The sequence below is a fragment of the Pseudomonas fluorescens genome (genome assembly GCF_004683905.1).
In the GTDB taxonomy this organism is placed as follows: Bacteria; Pseudomonadota; Gammaproteobacteria; order Pseudomonadales; family Pseudomonadaceae; genus Aquipseudomonas; species Aquipseudomonas putida_A.
The window spans coordinates 4,823,488-4,842,412 of record NZ_CP038438.1 but is presented as its reverse complement, the minus strand read 5'-3'; the positions used below and the strand labels follow the sequence as shown (position 1 = coordinate 4,842,412).

The 18,925-nt window shown below is 61.4% G+C and carries 19 protein-coding genes; 3 read left to right on the top strand and 16 right to left on the bottom strand.

Going from position 1 to position 18,925, the window contains the following annotated elements; translation table 11 throughout:
• Window positions 1-37 precede the first annotated feature (37 nt).
• Window positions 38-703 (top strand): DsbA family oxidoreductase, encoded by a 666-nt coding sequence (locus E4T63_RS22280; RefSeq protein ID WP_135296476.1) that lies wholly within the window; start codon window positions 38-40, stop codon window positions 701-703.
• Between the two features lie 10 nt (window positions 704-713).
• Here E4T63_RS22280 and E4T63_RS22275 read toward each other — a convergent pair whose 3' ends face one another.
• The 6 genes from E4T63_RS22275 to E4T63_RS22250 are packed head-to-tail and all read right to left on the bottom strand — an operon-like array spanning window position 714 to window position 8,001.
• The gene (locus tag E4T63_RS22275) at window positions 714-2,105 is read right to left on the bottom strand and encodes a sigma-54-dependent transcriptional regulator (protein WP_135296475.1); all 1,392 of its coding nucleotides are present in this window, start codon (window positions 2,103-2,105) and stop codon (window positions 714-716) included.
• Complete coding sequence (locus E4T63_RS22270) at window positions 2,095-3,867, bottom strand: sensor histidine kinase (RefSeq protein WP_135296474.1); 1,773 nt, start codon at window positions 3,865-3,867, stop codon at window positions 2,095-2,097. Before E4T63_RS22270 ends, E4T63_RS22275 begins: the two co-directional genes overlap by 11 nt.
• Entirely contained in the window at window positions 3,864-4,991 is a 1,128-nt protein-coding gene (locus E4T63_RS22265; protein WP_134787241.1) for a GNAT family N-acetyltransferase, read from the bottom strand. Before E4T63_RS22265 ends, E4T63_RS22270 begins: the two co-directional genes overlap by 4 nt.
• Window positions 4,992-5,028: 37 nt before the next feature.
• Window positions 5,029-5,907, bottom strand: a complete 879-nt coding sequence (locus E4T63_RS22260) for an alpha/beta hydrolase (protein ID WP_134787240.1) — start codon at window positions 5,905-5,907, stop codon at window positions 5,029-5,031.
• Entirely contained in the window at window positions 5,904-7,298 is a 1,395-nt protein-coding gene (locus E4T63_RS22255) for an aspartate aminotransferase family protein (protein ID WP_098965393.1), read from the bottom strand. Before E4T63_RS22255 ends, E4T63_RS22260 begins: the two co-directional genes overlap by 4 nt.
• Window positions 7,291-8,001 (bottom strand): HAD-IB family phosphatase, encoded by a 711-nt coding sequence (locus E4T63_RS22250; protein ID WP_098965392.1) that lies wholly within the window; start codon window positions 7,999-8,001, stop codon window positions 7,291-7,293. The genes E4T63_RS22255 and E4T63_RS22250 overlap by 8 nt, the downstream gene beginning before the upstream one ends.
• Window positions 8,002-8,231: 230 nt before the next feature.
• Between E4T63_RS22250 and E4T63_RS22245 the strand changes: the two genes are divergently transcribed.
• Both E4T63_RS22245 and E4T63_RS22240 read left to right on the top strand, forming a co-directional pair.
• Entirely contained in the window at window positions 8,232-8,993 is a 762-nt protein-coding gene (locus tag E4T63_RS22245; RefSeq protein ID WP_134787239.1) for a MipA/OmpV family protein, read from the top strand.
• Window positions 8,994-9,065: 72 nt separating this feature from the next.
• Window positions 9,066-9,938 carry a fatty acid desaturase family protein gene (locus E4T63_RS22240; RefSeq protein ID WP_135296473.1) on the top strand — a complete coding sequence of 291 codons (873 nt, stop codon included), beginning with the start codon at window positions 9,066-9,068 and terminating at the stop codon, window positions 9,936-9,938.
• Between the two features lie 103 nt (window positions 9,939-10,041).
• Here the strand turns inward: E4T63_RS22240 and E4T63_RS22235 are convergent, their stop codons facing one another.
• From E4T63_RS22235 to E4T63_RS22190, 10 genes are all read right to left on the bottom strand, one after another.
• Window positions 10,042-10,425, bottom strand: a complete 384-nt coding sequence (locus E4T63_RS22235) for an EamA family transporter (RefSeq protein WP_135296472.1) — start codon at window positions 10,423-10,425, stop codon at window positions 10,042-10,044.
• 31 nt (window positions 10,426-10,456) lie between these two features.
• The gene (locus E4T63_RS22230; protein ID WP_098965385.1) at window positions 10,457-10,831 is read right to left on the bottom strand and encodes a transporter; all 375 of its coding nucleotides are present in this window, start codon (window positions 10,829-10,831) and stop codon (window positions 10,457-10,459) included.
• Window positions 10,828-11,748, bottom strand: a complete 921-nt coding sequence (locus tag E4T63_RS22225) for an arginase (RefSeq protein ID WP_135296471.1) — start codon at window positions 11,746-11,748, stop codon at window positions 10,828-10,830. The genes E4T63_RS22230 and E4T63_RS22225 overlap by 4 nt, the downstream gene beginning before the upstream one ends.
• Window positions 11,749-11,858: 110 nt before the next feature.
• Window positions 11,859-12,188 (bottom strand): GlpM family protein, encoded by a 330-nt coding sequence (locus tag E4T63_RS22220; protein ID WP_209318240.1) that lies wholly within the window; start codon window positions 12,186-12,188, stop codon window positions 11,859-11,861.
• Window positions 12,189-12,196: 8 nt separating this feature from the next.
• On the bottom strand, window positions 12,197-13,477 hold the full coding sequence (locus tag E4T63_RS22215; RefSeq protein WP_245223471.1) for a sigma-54-dependent transcriptional regulator: 1,281 nt from the start codon (window positions 13,475-13,477) through the stop codon (window positions 12,197-12,199).
• 44 nt (window positions 13,478-13,521) lie between these two features.
• On the bottom strand, window positions 13,522-15,423 hold the full coding sequence (locus E4T63_RS22210; RefSeq protein ID WP_135296468.1) for a sensor histidine kinase: 1,902 nt from the start codon (window positions 15,421-15,423) through the stop codon (window positions 13,522-13,524).
• A 216-nt stretch (window positions 15,424-15,639) separates the two neighbouring features.
• Window positions 15,640-16,374, bottom strand: a complete 735-nt coding sequence (locus E4T63_RS22205) for an amino acid ABC transporter ATP-binding protein (RefSeq protein WP_007963947.1) — start codon at window positions 16,372-16,374, stop codon at window positions 15,640-15,642.
• Window positions 16,371-17,042, bottom strand: coding sequence for an amino acid ABC transporter permease (locus E4T63_RS22200; RefSeq protein ID WP_007963949.1), 672 nt, complete (start codon window positions 17,040-17,042; stop codon window positions 16,371-16,373). Before E4T63_RS22200 ends, E4T63_RS22205 begins: the two co-directional genes overlap by 4 nt.
• Entirely contained in the window at window positions 17,042-17,788 is a 747-nt protein-coding gene (locus tag E4T63_RS22195) for an amino acid ABC transporter permease (protein WP_027612077.1), read from the bottom strand. Before E4T63_RS22195 ends, E4T63_RS22200 begins: the two co-directional genes overlap by 1 nt.
• Window positions 17,789-17,978: 190 nt before the next feature.
• On the bottom strand, window positions 17,979-18,905 hold the full coding sequence (locus E4T63_RS22190; protein WP_027612076.1) for a glutamate/aspartate ABC transporter substrate-binding protein: 927 nt from the start codon (window positions 18,903-18,905) through the stop codon (window positions 17,979-17,981).
• Between the last annotated feature and the right edge of the window lie 20 nt (window positions 18,906-18,925).

Here is an 18,925-nt window from a genome sequence, read left to right as displayed (position 1 = left end):
AAACTTTCCCGCACGATTTCCGCCCGCGAGGTGTGTGATGAGTTCCGCTTTGAAAATCGATTTTGTCAGCGACGTTTCCTGCCCGTGGTGTGTCGTCGGCCTGAATGGCCTGCTGCAGGCGCTGGAGATTCTGCGCGATGAAGTGCAGGCCGAGATTCATTTCCAGCCGTTCGAACTGAACCCGAAGATGGGCCCGGACGGGCAGAACATCACCGAACACATCAGCGAAAAATACGGCTCGACTCCGGAGCAGTCACAGAAGAACCGCGAGGCGATTCGTGCCCGTGGCGCCGAGGTCGGATTTGCCTTTCGCACCGATGGCAACAGCCGCATCTACAACACCTTTGATGCTCATCGTCTGTTGCATTGGGCCGGGCTTGAGGGGGGGCAGTTGCCGTTGAAGCAGGCGCTGTTCAAAGCCTATTTCACCGATGGCGGTAATCCGTCCGATCACGCGCAACTGGCGCAGATTGCTGAAAGCGTGGGCCTGGATCGGCAGCGTGCGCAAGCTATTCTGGCCTCCGACGAGTTTGCCGATGACGTGCGTGCAGAAGAGCAGCTGTGGCTGCAACGCGGCGTAAGTTCGGTACCGACCGTGGTGTTCAACGGTCAGTACGCGGTCACGGGCGGGCAACCGGTGGACACCTTTGTCGGGGCGATCCGGCAGATCATCAGTGAAGCCCGCGGCGGCACCGTCAACTGACCTTGCGGGGTCAGCGCACGATCTTGTCGACGTGAATCCCGAGCTTCTTCAGGCGATACCAGAAGCTGCGCTCGGAGATCCCGATCAACTGCGCGGCGGCGGCCTGCACGCCATTGCTCTGTTGCAGGGCCGCCAGAATGTAGGCCTTCTCGACTTCGGCGAGTGCTGCGTCCAGATCCGCCGGGACACCGTTGATTTCGCTCAGCGGGCCGCTGCTGTCCGAGGCCTGTGCGGCGAACAGGTAAGCCGGCAGATCGTGCTCCTCGATGATGTTGGCGGAGGCGACGATGGTCGCGCGCTCCACGCAGTTCTGCAGTTCGCGGATGTTGCCCGGCCATGAATAGCGGGTCATGGCCTGCAAGGCCTGCGCGCTGAAGCCGCTGATGCGTTTGCCGGCAGCGGCCCCCAGCGTGTGGGCGAAGTGGCGGGCCAGCGGCGCGATGTCCTCGACCCGTTCGCGCAATGCCGGCAGAGGAATGGGAAAGACATTGAGGCGGTAGTAGAGATCCTCGCGAAACTCCTTATTCGCCACCGCTTGCAGCAGGTCTTTGTTGGTGGCGGCGATCACCCGCACATCGACCTTGCGCTCCTTGGTATCGCCCACCGGCTCGATCACCCGCTCCTGCAGGGCACGGAGGATCTTGGCCTGCAATGCCAGCGGCATTTCGCCGATTTCATCGAGAAACAACGTGCCCTTGTCGGCCTGCTGAAAGCGTCCGATGCGATCGGCCACGGCGCCGGTGAACGCGCCTTTGCGGTGACCGAACATTTCGCTTTCCAGCAGCCCTTCAGGGATGGCCGCGCAGTTCACCGCCACGAACGGTTTGTCGGCGCGGTTGCCATGCTTGTGGATGGCCCGGCCGACCATTTCCTTGCCGGTGCCGCTTTCGCCGCTGAGCAGCACGGTGGCGGCGCTTTCGCGTACCGAGTCCACCGCTTGCAGCACGCTGCGAAAACTCGGGCTGTCGCCGATCAGGCTGTCGATCTGCTGATGCTCGTCGAGCTCGGCGCGCATGCGCTGGTTGTCTTTGAGGATGTCGCGAAACTGCAGGGCCTTGCTGACGGTGATGTCCAGCTCGTCGATGTCGAACGGCTTGGCGATGTAGTCGAACGCGCCGTTGCGCATCGATTCCACGGCGTTTTTCACCGTGCTGTAGGCGGTCATGACGATCACCGGCAACTGCGGATAGCGGGTCTTCACCTCAGCCAGCAACTGCGGGCCGTCCATGCCGGGCATGCGCCAGTCGCTGATCAGCAGATCGATGTCTTCACTTTCCAGCACTTTGAGTGCGTGCAGGCCATTGCCGGCGGTGAACACGCTGATGCCGTTCTGCCCGAGGGCCGAGGCCAGCAGGTCGCAGAGTTTCGGTTCGTCGTCCACTACCAGAATGTTATGCGTCATCGTCGCTCTCGTCGAAGTCTTCGCCATTGGCCGGAATGTACAGGCTGAAGGTGGCGCCGGCATCTTTTTCGCTGACGCATTCTACGCGCCCGTTATGACTTTCCATGACCGAAAACACCTTGGCCAGACCCAAACCGGTGCCCGAAGCCTTGGTGGTGACGAACGGGGTGAAGATGCGTTCGAGCATGTCGGCTTCGATCCCCTGACCAGTGTCCGCGACGCCGATGATGGTGAATTTTCCAGCGTTGGCGATGCTCAGGGTCAGGCGACCGCCGTCGGGCATTGCGTCGATGGCGTTGACGATCAGGTTCAGGCCCACCTGTTTGAGTTGCTTGGCATCGGCGTAGATCGTCGCCCCCGGCGCGTGATCGGCGATGTGCAGATCGATGTTGTGGCTGGCCAGTTCCGGCTCGCAGAATCCGGCCAGTTCGTCGACCAGGGTGCGTGCTGATTGCGTAGCGCGGATCGGCGCGCTGGGTTTGGCGAAGTCGAGAAACTCGGTGATCAGGTCGTTGATACGGCTGACTTCCTTGACCACGTATTCCAGGTGACGCTTGTCGGTTTCCGGCAGATCGGCACGGCGATGCAGCAGTTGCGTGGCGGTTTTGATGATGCCCAGCGGATTGCGGATTTCATGGGCCAGACCCATGGCGACTTCGCCCAGCGCGTGCAGGCGATCACGGCGGCGCAGTTGCGACTCCAGATGCTGCAACTCTTCCAGACGTTCGCTCATGTGGTTGAACGTGCTGCTCAGTTCTGCCAGTTCGTCGCCGCCATTCACGCTCAGGCGCTGATGATAATCGCCGGCGATCACCGCCTGTACGCCACGGGCCAGACCGCGCAATGGTTTGGTCAGGCGTTGCGAGACCAGCCAGCCAACCGCCAGCGACGCTGCCGAGCTGAGCAGGAAAATCAGAATGAACAGGTTGCTCTGATTGACCAGGCCGACCAGGCTGGTGTGGCGCAGCAGACCGCTGAAGATGACGCCTTGCAGTTGGCCGTTTTCATTGAAGATCGGCCGGTAGATACCGCTGTAGTTATTGGTGAATTGTTCGTAGGGGCCTTTGGTCTCGCGCAGGATCTGCTCGATTTTCTTCGGCACTTGCGAGGGGTGATCCTGGAAGCGCTGGGTCGAGAAAATCTCGGAAAAGTCCTCGCCCTTGGCCAGGTACAGGCGCAGGTCCAGCGAGTGCACATCGGCGACGCTGGTCAGGAAGCTGTTGTCCAGATAAGTGCCGACGATCATCTTGTAGTCCACGCCCCCCTGATCGGTCTCGAAGGTCGAAATCACCGTGCCGGTGGGTACGCCGCCGACTTGCAGGGTCTGCAGCACAGCCTTTGGCGCAGTGCTGATCTGGCTGACGATATCGTCGGCGGCGGTACTGAACATCACTCTGTTATCGCTGTTGCGGATCAGCGTCACCACATCGATGCCCATGGAGTCGGCGATATCGGCGGTCAGCTTGTCGTGCCTGGCGGACTGGCGGTCGGTGGGCGGGCGGGCGTGGCGCATGAACAGCTTCGCGGCCCGGGCGTTTTCGCGGAGGATTTCACTGATTTCATCCTCGACGATCTTCGAGGATTCCTGCAGCCAGATGCGCACGTTGCTGTCGAAGATCTGCGACAGCGTAGTGGCCGCCAGTTCCGCAGCGATCATGGTCGGAATCACGCTGACCAGCCAGAAGGCCAGCACCAGTTTGCGTTGCAGGCTCCAGCCGGAGAGGGCGAAAGGTCGGGGCGTGGCGCGTCGGTCATTGATCATTGGATTTCGCTTATTGCAGCGGCCAGGGCCGGATCGCTGCGATCCGGGCGGACGAATATTTTCACCAGACGCAACAGTTGGTCGAGCAGTGGATTGCGATGGCGGAAGAACACGGTGTTACCGACAAACGAGCAACCCAGACGCAGCTTACTGGCATAGCCGGCCTGCCCGCACACATAGATCGCCAGTTTGTGTTCAATACAGTAGTCGACATTTTCCAGCCAGCTACGGGTGTAAAGGTTGTACTGGCGGGTGCGGGCCAGATCATGGGCGAAAAACTTGTCGACCATCCGTTGCCCGTCGAGCAACAGCAGGTTGAACGCCACCAGTTCATCCTCGACCCAATAGAGCACACAGGCTGCGCGGTCATCGAGGTGATTGAGCACTTCGCGAAAATACGCCGCAGGCAGGCATTCGAAGGCCAGATCACTGCGGGCCAGAGTGGCTTCGTAGAGTTCCATCATGCGCGGCAGCAGGTCGTGCACCGAGCGCCGCCATTCCGTGCGCGGGCCCTGATTGCGCAGGGTGCGACGCAGGTCCTTGCGCGTGGATTTGCCGAGGCTGCCCAGATACGCGTCCACCGAGGCGAAGTTGATCGGCAATTCGGCGCCGGGCAGACCGGGCATGCTTTGCAGGCCGGCCTGGCGGCAGACGTCGAGCCATTGTCGATCGCGATGCGAGGCGTCCTTGACCGCGAGCAGGCCGATCCCGGCCTGCTCGGCATCTTGCCGGGCCAGCTCGAGCAATTGCCTGAGCAGTGCCGGGCGCTGTGTCGAGGCAATGTGCGAAGCGCTGCCGACATGGCATTGCTCCGCCACCGGCGAGCCGAGGGCGTACAGGCGGATATCGAACAGTCCGGGCAGACGCCGGCGCAGCCATTGGCTGACCCGTTTGCCCGCACCTTGCAGGGTGGTGTCCAGCGAATAGGCGGTGGTGAACGCCACGGTGGCCGCAATCAGGCGGCCATCCTCGTGCAGCGTCAGATAGCGCCAGTGAAAGCCGTCGATGCCGGCCCGTTCCACGGCGCGGTAGTAATCCCAGTCCTCCAGCTCATCGACGAAGCAGTCATTCCAGGCGCAGCGGTCGATCGCTTCGATCGTTGAAAAGGCTTGAGCGGTGATCACGTCGGTTCCTTGTGTCGGCGAGTCGGACTGCAACTGCTCAAGCCAGTTGCCGGGTTTCCAGTGATGGCGTATCGGCTATGGCGACCGGTTGCGTGACGCCGCGCTCGATGAAATCGGCGCTCAACTCCACGACCCGGCGGTACTGCAAATCCACGGTGATCATGTGATAGCAGTCGTCGAGCAGCACCTTGGTCACCGGCCCGCCGAGTGTGCGTTCGACGTAATCGGCATTCCAGCGGCTGGTGATGTCGTCCTCGATGGAGTGCAGCACCAGCGCCGGCGTGGTGATCGACGGCATGCGTTTTTTCACCACGGCGTTAAGCCGGTGCAGTTCGCGCACGGTGACGCCTTCCATGGTCAGCAACCCGGCCTGGCTGCTCTGACCTTCTTTCATCTGGCGTTCGACGATGGCGCGCAGGCGCTCGTTCTTGATCCCGTAGGGCGGCTTTTCTTCGAAACTGCACAGGTGCACGCCGAACGGGATTTTCATCAGCAACGGGGTGAGGAACGCGAGTTTGTTGATGCTCCAGCCGTCGTAGCGCAGGGTGGTCGAATACAGCAGCAAACCTTCGATCTGTCCCGGGTGTTCGGCGGCCAGGTACATCGACAGCACGGCGCCCATGGACAGGCCGCCGACATACACTTTGCGGTGTTTGCGGCGTACGCCGACGAAGGTGTTGCGTGCGCTTTCGTACCAGTCGCGCCAGCCGGTGGCTTGCAGGTCGGCATTGCCGCCGCAGTGCCCGGCCAGGGTCGGCACATAGACCGTGTGTCCGGCTTTCGCCAGGCCCACGGCCACCCGACGCAGCTCCGTCGGGGTGCCGGTGAGGCCGTGGATCAACAGCACCGCGACCTCCCCGTCACCGAGAACGAAACCGGCGTTGCCTTCGCCCATGTCGATCTCAGCGTCGATCATCGTTTCATCGCCCGATGCAGGAGTCGGTCGAGCAGGGCCAGGCCCAGATCGATTTCCGGATAGCTGATTTCCAGCGACGGTGCCAGGGTGATGACGTTCTTGTAGTAGCCGCCCACGTCGAGGATCAGGCCGAGACGACGACCGTCGATTTCGATGTCGCCCTTCATGCCTTCTTCAACCATGAAGTCGAGGGTGGCCTTGTCCGGGGTGAAACCGTCTGCGGTGCAGATCTCGCAGCGCAGCGCCAGACCGAGGCCGTCGACATCGCCGATGATCGGGTAGCGTTTTTGCAGATCCTGCAGGCCTTCAAGGAAGTATTTGCCCTTGGCCATGACCATTGCGCCGTAATCGACTTCGCTGGTCATCTTGAACATTTCCAGACCCACTGCCGTGCCCAGCGGGTTGGAGGCGAAGGTCGAGTGGGTCGAGCCTGGCGGGAAGACTTTCGGGTTGATCAGTTCTTCACGGGCCCAGATGCCGCCCAGCGGGTTGAGGCCGTTGGTCAGCGCCTTGCCGAAGACGATCACGTCGGGTTTGACGTCGAAGTGCTCGATCGACCACAGCTTGCCGGTGCGGTAGAAACCCATCTGGATTTCGTCGACCACCATCAGGATGCCGTGCTGATCCAGCACGTGCTTGAGTTCACTGTAGAAGTTCATCGGCGGGATCACGTAACCGCCGGTGCCCTGGATCGGCTCAACGTAGAACGCGGCGTATTCGCTCTGCCCGACTTTCGGGTCCCAGACACCGTTGTATTCGGTCTCGAACAGTCGCGCGAATTGCTGCACGCAGTGGCTGCCGTATTCTTCCTTGGTCATGCCTTTGGGGCCGCGGAAGTGATACGGGAACGGGATGAATTGCGCGCGCTCACCGAAGTGACCGTAGCGGCGGCGATAGCGGTAGCTGGAGGTGATCGACGAAGCACCAAGGGTGCGCCCGTGGTAGCCGCCCTCGAAGGCGAACATCAGGCTCTTGCCGTTGCTGGCGTTGCGCACGACTTTCAGCGAGTCCTCGATCGACTGCGAACCGCCGACGTTGAAGTGCACTCGGCCGTCGAGACCGAATTTTTTCTTGGCGTCGACCGCGATCATCTCCGACAGCTCGATCTTGCCCTTGTGCAGGTACTGGCTGGCGATTTGCGGCAGGGTGTCGATCTGTTGTTTCAGCGCATTGTTCAGACGCGGGTTGGCGTAACCGAAGTTGACCGCCGAGTACCACATTTGCAGGTCGAGGTAGGCCTGATCTTCGGTGTCCCAGACGTAGGAGCCTTCGCAGCGGCTGAAGATGCGCGGCGGTTCGATGTAGTGAACGGTGTCGCCGTAGGAGCAGTATCTGGCTTCTTTTTCCAGAAGGACCTGGTCTTCGGCTGTCGCGATGCGGATATCAGACATGGTGCAGGGTTTCCTGTGCTTCAGAAGTGGATTCGGTGCTGAACGTGACGGCGTTGGCGGCCGGGGCCAGCGGCAGGCGGGCCAGCAGTTGTGGCAGTTCGGCGAAGCTGTCGAAGCGCGCGTAGGCGATGCCGTTGCGCTCGCAGTGCTCGGCCAGGCGATCCTTGGCGAAGACGAAATCGGCGGTGGACGCCACGCACATGTCGGACTGCCCGTCACCGATCACCAGCACGCGTTTGCTGCCGGGGGTGGATTTGCATTTGCAGTTGCCGGAGGCCGCGCGGCAGGCGTCACTGGCGTAAGGAAAATCGATGCGCCATTTGTCGTGATCGATCTGGCGCAGGCGGTTGGCGAGGATCGGCAGCAGCGTCACGTAGTTGCGCGCCAGAATCCGCGCGATGCCTTGTTCGATGCCGTCGCTGACCACTTCCAGCGAAGCGCCGAGGCCGATCACGTGGTCGACGAAATCGGGGAAGTCCGGGTCGATGTCGATGCTGTCGAAGAATTCCAGCAGTTGTGCCGGCGTGGCCTTGATCAGCGCCAGTTGACGGCTGAGGCATTCACGGGAACCGATCTTGCCCTCCAGCCATTCATTTTCGATGGCTTCCCAGCTCGGGTCGGCGAAGCGTTCAAGGATGCTGTCGATTACGTCGGTACGGGTGATCGTCCCGTCGAAATCACACACGATATGCCAGTCAATCATCTGCAGTACCTGTTGGGTCGAGGCAGTTGTCAGGGTGCGCGGTCTGCGCCTGGCAAGGGTGGGAGCAGGGACTGTGCCAATTGACCAAAGCCCCGTGCTGGCGGGGGCGATGCGCGGTTTTCGAAAAGTGGAGCTACAATTTTTGTAGCTTGCTACAAACAACATGAGTGCTTGCGCCAAGGGCGGTATCCGGGGATTGATGCGCGCAAGTTCAGAAAAGGAATGACCTCATGCAGAGGAAGACACTGGCGTTATTGGCCGCACTGGCCTGCTTTTCCGGGCCCGCCCTGGCGGATGGCATTACAGGTGAAGCAGGAATCGGGGTGGGGTACCAACCGCATGATCCGAGCGGCAGCCGCTACGAAACCCGACCGATCCCGTATCTGGATCTGGACTGGGGCGATGTCAGCCTCGGTACCGACGATGGCCTGACCTGGAGCGCCTTGAAAAGCAACGGTTTCAGCGCCGGGCCGTACGTCAATTACCTCTCCGGGCGCACCGCCAACGGCGAGTTGCGCGGCCTGCGTGATGTGCCCGACATGGCCGAGGCTGGCGGCTTCGTGCAATACGCTCCGGCCGATTTCTGGCGCGTATTCGCCTTCGTTGGCCAGGCCGTCGGCGGTGGCAGCGGGCAGGGCGGCGTGTTTGGCAAAGTGGGCGGTGAAATTGGCTATCCACTGGGCGGCGGGGTGATCGGCAGCAGCAACCTGACCGCGCATTTTGCCGATGCGCAGGGCACCCAGACCTTCTTCGGTGTCAGTGATCGCGAGGCGCAGGCCTCGGGCATCCGCGCGTACAACGCCGGCGGCGGTTTGCAGAACGTGGCGCTGACCCAGAGCTTCGAGTTCCCTCTGGCGCCACACTGGTCGCTGGTCACCAGCGCGAGCTGGATTCACCTGACTCGCTCGGCGGCGGACAGCAGCATCGTCAAAGCGGTGGGTGATACCAATCAGGGCGAAGTGCAGGCGGCCATCGCCTACAAATTCGACTGATTACGCGCGCGGGCAAATTGGTCTGCGGTTTGCAGACAGCCATGTCGAATCCATTCCTTCAGGATGTTCTTCATGGCTCGCCCTGCTTACCGTCTGCTGGCTCATTCATTGTGGGACCTGATCCCCATCGCTCTGGGCCTGGCCCATTTCGCTTTCGTCCTGTGGCTGGTTGCGGCCTTCCACGACCTGTCGTGGTGGGCTTTCGTGCCGCTGGCGCTGGGCTACGCAATCAGCCTGTCGTGGAGCATCAACAGCATTTCCCACAACCAGATTCACAACGCCTACTTCACCCCGGCGTGGCTGAACCGGGCATTCGATCTGTTGTTGTCGGTGACCATCGGTTTTTCGCAAACCCTCTATCGCGATATCCACAACCGCCATCACCGCGGCAACTCGGATCTGCCGGGGCCGGACGGCAAGACCATTGATCCGCTGTCGATCTATCTGCGCGGCAAGAACGGTCAGCCGGAGAATCCCTGGGCCTACACCTTCCTGAGTTTTTTCCGCGACGACCCCAAGCCGATCTACAACGAAATGCGCCGCAAACGCCCGAAGGATGCGCGTTGGGTTCAGGTCGAGATCTATGTGACGGTGGCGTTTTATCTGCTGCTGGCGGTGTATGACTGGCAGGCGGTGCTGGTGTTGTTGCCGTTCTGGTATCTGGGCCAGGCGCTGTCATCGCTCAACGGTTACTACGAGCATTTTGGCGGCAACCCGGACTTGCCGATTGCCTGGGGCGTGAGTGCCTACAGCCCGCTGTACAACCTGTTGTGGATGAACAACGGCTATCACGCCGAGCACCACTACCGGCCGAAAATGCACTGGACTCAGGTCAAGGCCTATCACCGGCAGATCGCCCGGCAACAGCAGGAAGCGGGGGTGAAGGATATTCCGCTGGCGCACGGTTTGGGCTTCCTGCTGAACCACCAAAAGCCTGACGCCTGACCGATTTGTGTAGGAGCTGCCGCAGGCTGCGATCTTTTGATCTTGAAAAGCAAAGATCGTCCGATCGCGGCCCGAGCCTGCGGCAGCTCCTACACGGAGCATTTCAGTGCTCTTCGCCCTCGGCGAGCAAGGCTATCCCGCCCATGATCACCGCCACGCCGACCCAGTGCAGCAGACTGATCTGCTCGCCCAGTCCCAGCCACGACCCCAGCAGCACCCCGACAAACACCAGCGAACTCAGGGGAAACGCCAGCGACAGACTGCTGCGTCGCAGAATCAGCATCCAGACGAAAAACGCGCCGATGTAGCAGGCAACCGCCACCCACACCCCGGGCGTCATGACGATGCCTTGCAGCCATTGCAGGCTGAGGTCCATCTGCCCCAGTTGATCACCACCGACTTTGCTCGCGATCTGTCCGCCACTTTCCAGAGTAATCAACAGCGCCCAGAGCACGATGGTGCCCACGCGCCCGTGTAGCCAATGCATTGCGTCGTTCCTTTGCAGTTCCAGGCGAGCTTCAGACATGGCCGGCACACACAAGCATCACGCCCGCCGTAATCACCAGCGTGCCCAGCCAGCGCCGCCGACTGACGGTTTCGCCAAGCACCAGTTTGCCCGCCAGCACCACGCCGCAATAGGCCAGCGCGGCTGCCGGAAACAACAGACTCAGCGGTGCCCGCGACAGGGCGCCGAGCCAGACGAAAAACTCGATCGCGTAAGCGCCTATCCCGCACCACAATAGCGGTGCGTTGAACACTTGGCCCCAGAACACCTGAAGCCGAAAACCACCCTCCAGCTCCGGTAATCGATCCAGGCCCAGTTTGAAACACAGCTGGCCGATCACATCCAGAACGATGGACAGGGCCACCAGCACAATCACGGTGAAAGTCATGGAAACAGTTCCTCGAACAGGTCGATCAAGGCTTGATTGGTGGTGGAGTTGCGCAGGATATCGGTGTCGCTCCAGCGCTCGGCCGGCGGCTGATCAGTCTTCGCCTCCCAGCGTTTGAATACGTTGCTGAAGGCCGGACGGGCGTATTCGCCGCAGATGTCGATGCCGATGATTCGCTTGCTCGCCGCCAGCGCGCGCAGGGCCTGAAGCATATGGCTCAGGCGCATGCCGCCCTGATCCCAGTTGGTCGCGGCGTCTTCGCTGGCGAGCACGTCCTTGTCGATAGTGATCCACACCGCATCGGTCGGCAGGCTGGCGATCATTTTGTCGAGGAACAGGGTCCAGTCGACCTCGGACAAATTGCGCCAGTGCAGCATGTTTTCCTGCTGTTCATGGCCGGCGCCATCACCGACTCGCCCCCAGACTCGGGAGGGCGCGTGCTGCCACGGAAACAGCTGCAGAACCCCGCGTTTGAGCGCTGCGAGGTTGCCGCCCTTCAGTTGTGGATTTTGCAGATCATCGCTGCACGGGCCGAGGGTGACGATGCGGCGGATGTCCGGCAGTTTCAGGGCCTGATTGACCCAGGAACCGCAATGCCGACGCGGCGCAAACCGCACCCAGTCAGGGTGATTGTCGAAATGGATCAGGCTGACCGGCTCGGGCAGGTCGGTGAGAAACGCCGGGGTCAGGTGGTGATAGTCACCGGAGCCGACGAAGAAGATTTCCGGTGCCGGGCCGGTGTGCCGCGGCCGCTGCTGCAAGCGTTCGGCGAAGCGTCGCCAGGTGCGTTCGCTGGACCAGAGCCGGAGTTTCGGGCCGAGGTCGAGCAGGTCCAGGCGTCTGGCGCGGCCACTGTCGAGCAGCCGCGCAATCGGCGCCTGGGCGGTCAGGCTGTGGTCGAGATCTAAAATATTCAAGGTCGCTATTTACCCTTGGCAGACCCTGCCAGACACCGGCCTCATCGAGCATGAGCGCCAGCCGGGCAGGGCTTTCGGGGGTAAATGCAAGGGACGGGCCAGCCGTTGTCTCAGGCGTGCAGACGCACCCACACCGTGACCAGCACGGTCGCGGCGATCAACCACGCCACAACCGCCACCGCGAGTGACGCCTCCAGCCGCATGCGGTCGACCATCACGTACAGCGTCGCCAGATAGATGAAGTACGGAACGATCGACCACATGCCGAACACAATCGTCGCCTTCAGATCGTCGATCGAGCGGCCCTTGCCGACGATGTAGTGGGCGATCAGGGCGAAGGTCGGAAACAGCGGCACCAGTCCGGCGATGTAATAGTTTTTGGTCTTCGACAGCGCGGCGAGGATCAGCACCACCGCCGCGCCGAGTGCCGCTTTGAGTATCAGATCCATCAGTGGCTCAACCCGTACTTTTTCACTTTGTCGAACAGCGTGGTCTTGGCCATGCCCAGTTCTTGACTGGCCTGGGTCAGGTTGCCGCCACTGCGTTGCAAGGCGTCATTGAGCAGGTTGCGCTCGAAGGCTTCCACCGCTTCGGCGAACGCTAGCCCCTGACCGCCGCTGCTGGCGCCGGACTTCTTGAATGCCGGCAGGCCGAGGGCAAAGCGCTCGGCGACGTTACGCAGCTCACGCACGTTGCCCGGCCAGTCGTGGCTCATCAGGTTCGACAGGGTCTGGTTGTCCAGCTCCGGCAATACCCGGTCGAAACGCAGCGCCGACTGCTGGGTGAAGTGTTCGAACAGTTGCAGAATGTCTTCGCGACGTTCGCGCAGCGGTGGCAGTTCCAGCGTCACCACGTTGAGGCGGTAGTACAAGTCGCTGCGAAACTCGCCGGCCTTGCTCGCGTCGTCGAGGTCGGATTTGGTCGCCGCAATCACCCGGCAATCCACCGCCACGCTCTGGTTCGAGCCGAGGCGTTCGAGGGTGCGTTCCTGCAACACCCGCAGCAGTTTGATCTGCATCGGCAGGGGCATGCTTTCCACTTCATCGAGGAACAGCGTGCCGCCGTCGGCGTGTTCGATCTTGCCGATGCGCCGTTTGCCGGCGCCGGTGAAGGCGTTGGCCTCGTGGCCGAAGATCTCGCTTTCGAAGAGGTTTTCCGGCAGGCCGCCGCAGTTCAGCGCGACGAACTGCTTGGCATGCCGACGACTGAAGTCGTGCAGGCAACGGGCGACCAGTTCTTTGCCGGTGCCGGTCTCGCCTTCGATCAATACGTTGGCCGAAGTGTCGGCGACGTTGGCGATCAGCTCGCGCAGGTTCTGCATGGCTGGCGAGCGCCCGATGATCCGGCCTTCGAGGGAATCGCGTTCAGCCAGTTGCCGACGTAGCGAAGACACTTCCCGGGCCAGGCTGCGTTGCTCCAGTGCGCGACGAGCGACATCCACCAGACGCTCTGGCGAGAACGGTTTCTCCATGAAATCGTAGGCGCCTTTCTGCATCGCGCCGACCGCCATGGAGATATCGCCATGACCGGTGATCAGCACCACCGGCAGACTGCGGTCGCGCGCCTTGAGGCGGGTCAGCAGTTCCAGGCCATCGATGCCGGGCAGGCGAATGTCGCTGATGACGATCCCGGCAAAGTTGTCGCCGACCCGCTCCAGCGCTTCTTCGGCACTGCCGACGCCGATGCAGGGAATGTCTTCCAGGGTCAGCGCCTGCTGGCAGCCGAGCAGCACATGGGGGTCGTCTTCGACGATCAGCACACTAAGGTCGTGGTTCATATTGGCTCGGCAGGAGTAGGGCTTACCAACGGTAAACTGAGGACGAAGGTGGTGCCACCGCTGACCGGGTGTTCGACACCCAGGTGTCCGCCGGTGGCGGCAGCGAGGCTGGCGGAGAGGGTCAGGCCGAGGCCCAGACCCTGTTCGCCGGGTTTGGTGGTGAAGAACGGCTCGAACAGATGCTTGCGTGCTTCGGCGTCGACCCCGTGGCCGTTGTCGCGCACCCGCAGGCGATATTTGCCGTTGAACTCTTCGCCTTCCAGCCACAGCTGCGGTGAAGGTTGCGTCTGCATGGCGTCGAGGGCGTTGCCGATCAGGTTGACCAGAATCTGTTCGAGGCGGGTCTGGTCGATCTGCACCTGTACGTCGCTGAACTGACGATGCAGTTGCAGCGTTATGCTCTCGACCCGCGCGCCGAGCAGTTGCAGGGCCGCGTCCACCGCTTTGCCGAGGTTGGCCTGGCCTTCGTTGTCGCCGCGCCGGGCGAACGAGCGCAGGCTGGCGGTAATCCGGCCCATGCGGTCGATCAGGTCGTTGATGGTCTTGAGGTTGGTGCTGGCGACATCGAGCTGGCCGCGTTCCAGAAAGCGAATGGTGTTGCCGGACAGGGTGCGCATCGCCGCCAGCGGCTGGTTCAGTTCGTGGGCGATGCTGGTCGACATCTGGCCGATGGCCGCGAGTTTGCCGGCCTGCACCAGTTCGTCCTGAGCGCGACGCAGTGTCTCTTCGGCCTGGCGCCGTTCGCGGATCTGGCTCTTCAGCCGTTCGTTGCTGGCGCGCAGGTCGCCGGTGCGTTCGGTAATCCGACGCTCCAGTTGATTGTTGGCTTCCTGCAAGGCTTCGCGGGCGGCGAGGCGCGTGGCGATGACCTTGCGCCGCTCGTTCCAGGCGATCAGCAGGAACGCCACCAGGGCGAAGGCCACGGCCACCAGAATGCCTTGGTTGATCGCTTCACGGCGCAAGTCCTGCAACGGTGTGAGCAGGGTGAAATTCCATGGTGTGTCGCTCAGCGGCCGGGTCTGCGCCAGATAGCTGATGCTGTCGTCATCGGCGCTCAGTTCGCTGTTGGCCGGGAAGGTCAGTTTCTCCACACCGTCGGCCAGGGTTTCGCGGGCCAGCGGTTGCAGTTCGTTGAGCGGGAACCAGTAGTACTGCAGGCTGCGCGCGAGCTTCTCTTTGGTTTCATCGCTCAGCGGTACCACCGATTTCAGGCGCCGCGCCGGATCGCTGGAAAGAATGATGATGCCGTTCTCGTCGCTGACGAAGGCTTCCAAGCGGGCGCGTTGCCAGCGCTCTTCCAGCGCTTCGAGGCGCACCTTGACCACGGCGACGCCGATGATCTTGCCGTGTTCTTCCAGACCATGGGCGAGGTAGTAACCGGGCTCGCCGCTGGTGCTGCCGATGCCGTAGAAACGTCCGGGCTCGCCGCGCACGGCGTTCTGGAAATAGGCGCGAAAGGACAGGTCTTCCCCCAGATAACTGTCGACGTCGCGCCAGTTGCTGGTGGCCATTACGCGGCCGGTGGTGTCCATGACGTAGATGGCCCGACTGCGGCTGCGCCGGTTCAGGCCTTCAAGGTAAGCATTGACCGTTTGCCGGTGTTCCGGAGTCGGGTCGGCCAGCAGTTGCGGGACACTGGTTTCCAGTTCCAGCAGGCTGGGCAGGTAGGTGTATTTGCTGATCTCGCTTTCGACGGTACGCGCGTGCAGTTCGAGCTGACGCTGGCCGTTTTCGCTGAGGCTGCGGATGCCGAAATGTTCACTGGTCCAGAAGCCGATGTAACCCAGTCCGATCATCAGGATGATGATCAGCGGCGGCAGGAACAGATGGCGAATCAGACGGGGCTTCACGGCAAGTGATGGCGGCGCTGCGCGATAGAGATTGGGGTCGCATTTCATCACAGTTGCCTTGGGTCAACCAGCGTGGCTAACAGCATCCTGGTTTGTTCGAGCGCGGAACCTGTGGCGAGGGGATTTATCCCCGATCGGCTGCGAAGCAGTCGTCAAACCGGCAGATGCGGTTTGATTTTGAAATGCTGGGGTCGCTTCGCGGCCCATCGGGGATAAATCCCCTCGCCACAAAGCGCCCTCGCCACAGAGTTCGGTGTGTTGCTTTTAGTGCTGCAGGATTTTCTCGAGGAAGTGCTGCGCGCGTTCGGAGCGGGCGCTGATGTCGCCGAAGAACTCCTCTTTAGGGCAGTCTTCGATGATCTTGCCGGCGTCCATGAAGATCACCCGGTCAGCCACTTTGCGCGCGAAGCCCATTTCGTGGGTCACGCACATCATGGTCATGCCTTCGTGGGCCAGTTGCACCATCACGTCGAGCACTTCGTTGACCATTTCCGGGTCGAGCGCTGAGGTCGGTTCGTCGAACAGCATGACGATCGGGTCCATGGCCAGTGCACGGGCAATCGCCACACGCTGCTGCTGACCGCCGGACAGTTGCCCCGGGTGCTTGTGCGCATGCGCCGACAAGCCGACGCGTTCCAGCAGTTGCAGACCTTTCTTGGTCGCCTCTTCCTTGCTACGGCCCAGCACCTTGATCTGCGCGATGGTCAGGTTTTCGGTGATGGTCAGGTGCGGGAACAGCTCGAAATGCTGGAACACCATACCGACGCGCGAGCGCAGTTTCGGCAGGTTGGTCTTGGAGTCGGCAATCGAGGTGCCGTCGACGACGATGTCGCCTTTCTGGAACGGCTCCAGCGCGTTGACGCACTTGATCAGGGTCGACTTGCCCGAACCCGACGGGCCGCAGACCACGATCACTTCGCCTTTTTTGACCTCGGTGCTGCAATCAGTCAGCACCTGGAAGTCGCCATACCACTTGTTGATGTTCTTGATGGAGATCATACGGCAAACCTTTTTTGCAGACGCTTGACCAGCAGCGAGGCGGAAAAGCTGATGATGAAGTAGACGACACCGGCAAAGATCAGGAACTCGTTGGAACGACCGATGATGTCGCCGCTGGAGCGGGCGGAGTTGAGGAAGTCCACCAGGCCCACGGTGTAGACCAGCGAGGTGTCCTGGAACAGGATGATCGACTGTTGCAGCAGCAACGGGGTCATCTTGCGGAACGCCTGGGGCAGGATGATCAGCCGCATGGTCTGGCCATAGGTCATGCCCATCGCTTGCGCGGCGGCCATCTGGCCTTTGGGGATCGACTGCACGCCAGCCCGGACGATCTCACAGAAGTACGCGGCTTCGAACATCATGAAAGCCACGACGCAGGAGGTGAACGCGCCGATCGGGGTGTCTTCGCCGGTGATCCAGCGCAGCACGAACGGCACCGCCAGGTAGAACCAGGTGATCACCAGCAGCAGCGGGATCGAGCGGAAGTAGTTCACGTAGGCGCCGGCAACGCGCGACAGCAGTTTGCTCGACGACAGGCGCATCAGCGCGAGGATCGTCCCCAGCACGATGCCGCCGATCACGCCCATGACCATCAGTTGCAAGGTCATGACCATGCCGTTCCACAGGCCCGGGATCGCGGGGATGATGCCGCTGAAATCGAAGTCCATTATTTACCCCCCACGGAGATCAGGCCGGGCACTGCGACTTTCTTCTCGACCATGCGCATCAGCAACATCAGGCTCATGTTCAGGGTGAAGTAGATCAGCGTGGCCAGGGTGAAGGCTTCAAACAGGTTGGCCGAGAACTCGGCGGTCTGTTTGGTTTGCGCCAGCAGTTCCATCAGGCCGATCAAGGACGCCACGGAGGAGTTCTTGAACACGTTGAGGAATTCCGAGGTCAGCGGCGGAATGATGATGCGGTAGGCCTGGGGCAGCAGCACGTTCCAATAGATTTGCGGCAGCTTGAAACCCATGGCGCGGGCGGCGGATTCCTGGCCGCGTGGCAACGCCTGGATGCCGGTGCGCACTTGCTCGCAGACCCGGGCGGCGGTGAACAGACCCAGGCACACGACCACGCTCAGGTAGGCCGAGGTGGTCGGGTTCAGATCCTGCTTGTACCAGTCCTGCAGGTTTTGCGGCAGCAGATCGGGCACCAGGAAGTACCAGATGAACAGCTGCACCAGCAGCGGCACGTTGCGAAACAGTTCGACGTAGCAGGTCGCGATGCCCGATACGAGGCGGTTCGGCACCGTGCGCATGACCCCCAGAATGGAGCCCAGCAGCAAGGCGATGATCCATGCCACGATGGCGATGGCAATGGTCCAGCCCAGGCCGGCGATGTACCAGTCGAGATAAGTCTCGCTGCCCACGCCGGTGGACTTGAAGAACACGCCCCAGTCCCAGTTGTAATTCATTAGGGTCTCCCCTCGAAATCGATCGATGTACAAGCACCCGCTTGGGGAAGATCCTTTCCCGTCCGACGTTGAACGCCGGGCACACGCGATCGGCTCGAAAACCGCCAGGTCGAGTGTTCCACTGTAAAACCAGCAGGTAACAGACGCCTGAGGGAGGGTGGCTCCCTCAGGGGATAAGGTTAGTCAGGAATCAGATTTTTACGTCAGGCGCCGGCTTGTCGCTCGGGTTGGCGATCAGTTCCTTGACCTTGTCGCTCATCGGGAAGTTGAGGTTCAGGCCCTTTGGCGGAATCGCGGTTTCGAACCACTTCTTGTAGATCTCGTTGATCTTGCCGGATTTGTACAGGCCGACGATGGCGTCATCCACAGCCTTCTTGAAGGCCGGGTCGTCTTTGCGAACCATGCACGCGTAGGCTTCGAACGATTGCGGAGTACCGGTGATGACCCAGTCGTCCGGCTTCTTCGCCTTGGCTTCTTCGCCGGCCAGCAGGGCGTCGTCCATCATGAAGGCAACGGCGCGGCCGCTTTCCAGCATGTTGAAGGATTCGCCGTGGTCCTTGGCGGAGATGATGTTCATGCCCATCTGCTTGTCGGCGTTCATCGCTTTGATGATGCGCTCGGACGTGGTACCGGCGGTGGTTACGACGTTTTTGCCTTTGAGGTCGGCAAAGTCTTTGTAGGACGGGTTGCCATCCTTGTCTTTCTTGACCAGCAGGCGGGTGCCGATTTCGAAGATGTTGACGGTGAAGTCGACTTGCTGGGCGCGTTCGGCGTTGTTGGTGGTGGAACCGCACTCGATATCCGCGGTGCCGTTCTGGATCAGCGGGATACGGGTTTGCGAGGTCACCAGGTTGTATTTGACCTGCAGGTCTGGCTTGTTCAGGTCTTTTTTCAGGGCTTCAACGATGGCCACTTGAATGTCGTGGGAGTAGCCCACTGGCTTGCCGGAAGCATCCGCGATGTAGGAAAACGGAATGGAACTGTCGCGGTGAGCGAGGGTGATGGTGCCGGAATCGTTGATTTTCTTCAGGGTGCCGGTGAGTTCGGCGGCGAAAACTGGCGTGCTGATCAGAGCGGCCGCAATGGCTGCGCCCAGGATATGGGGAACGATGCGCATCAAATTTTCCTCGAATTGTT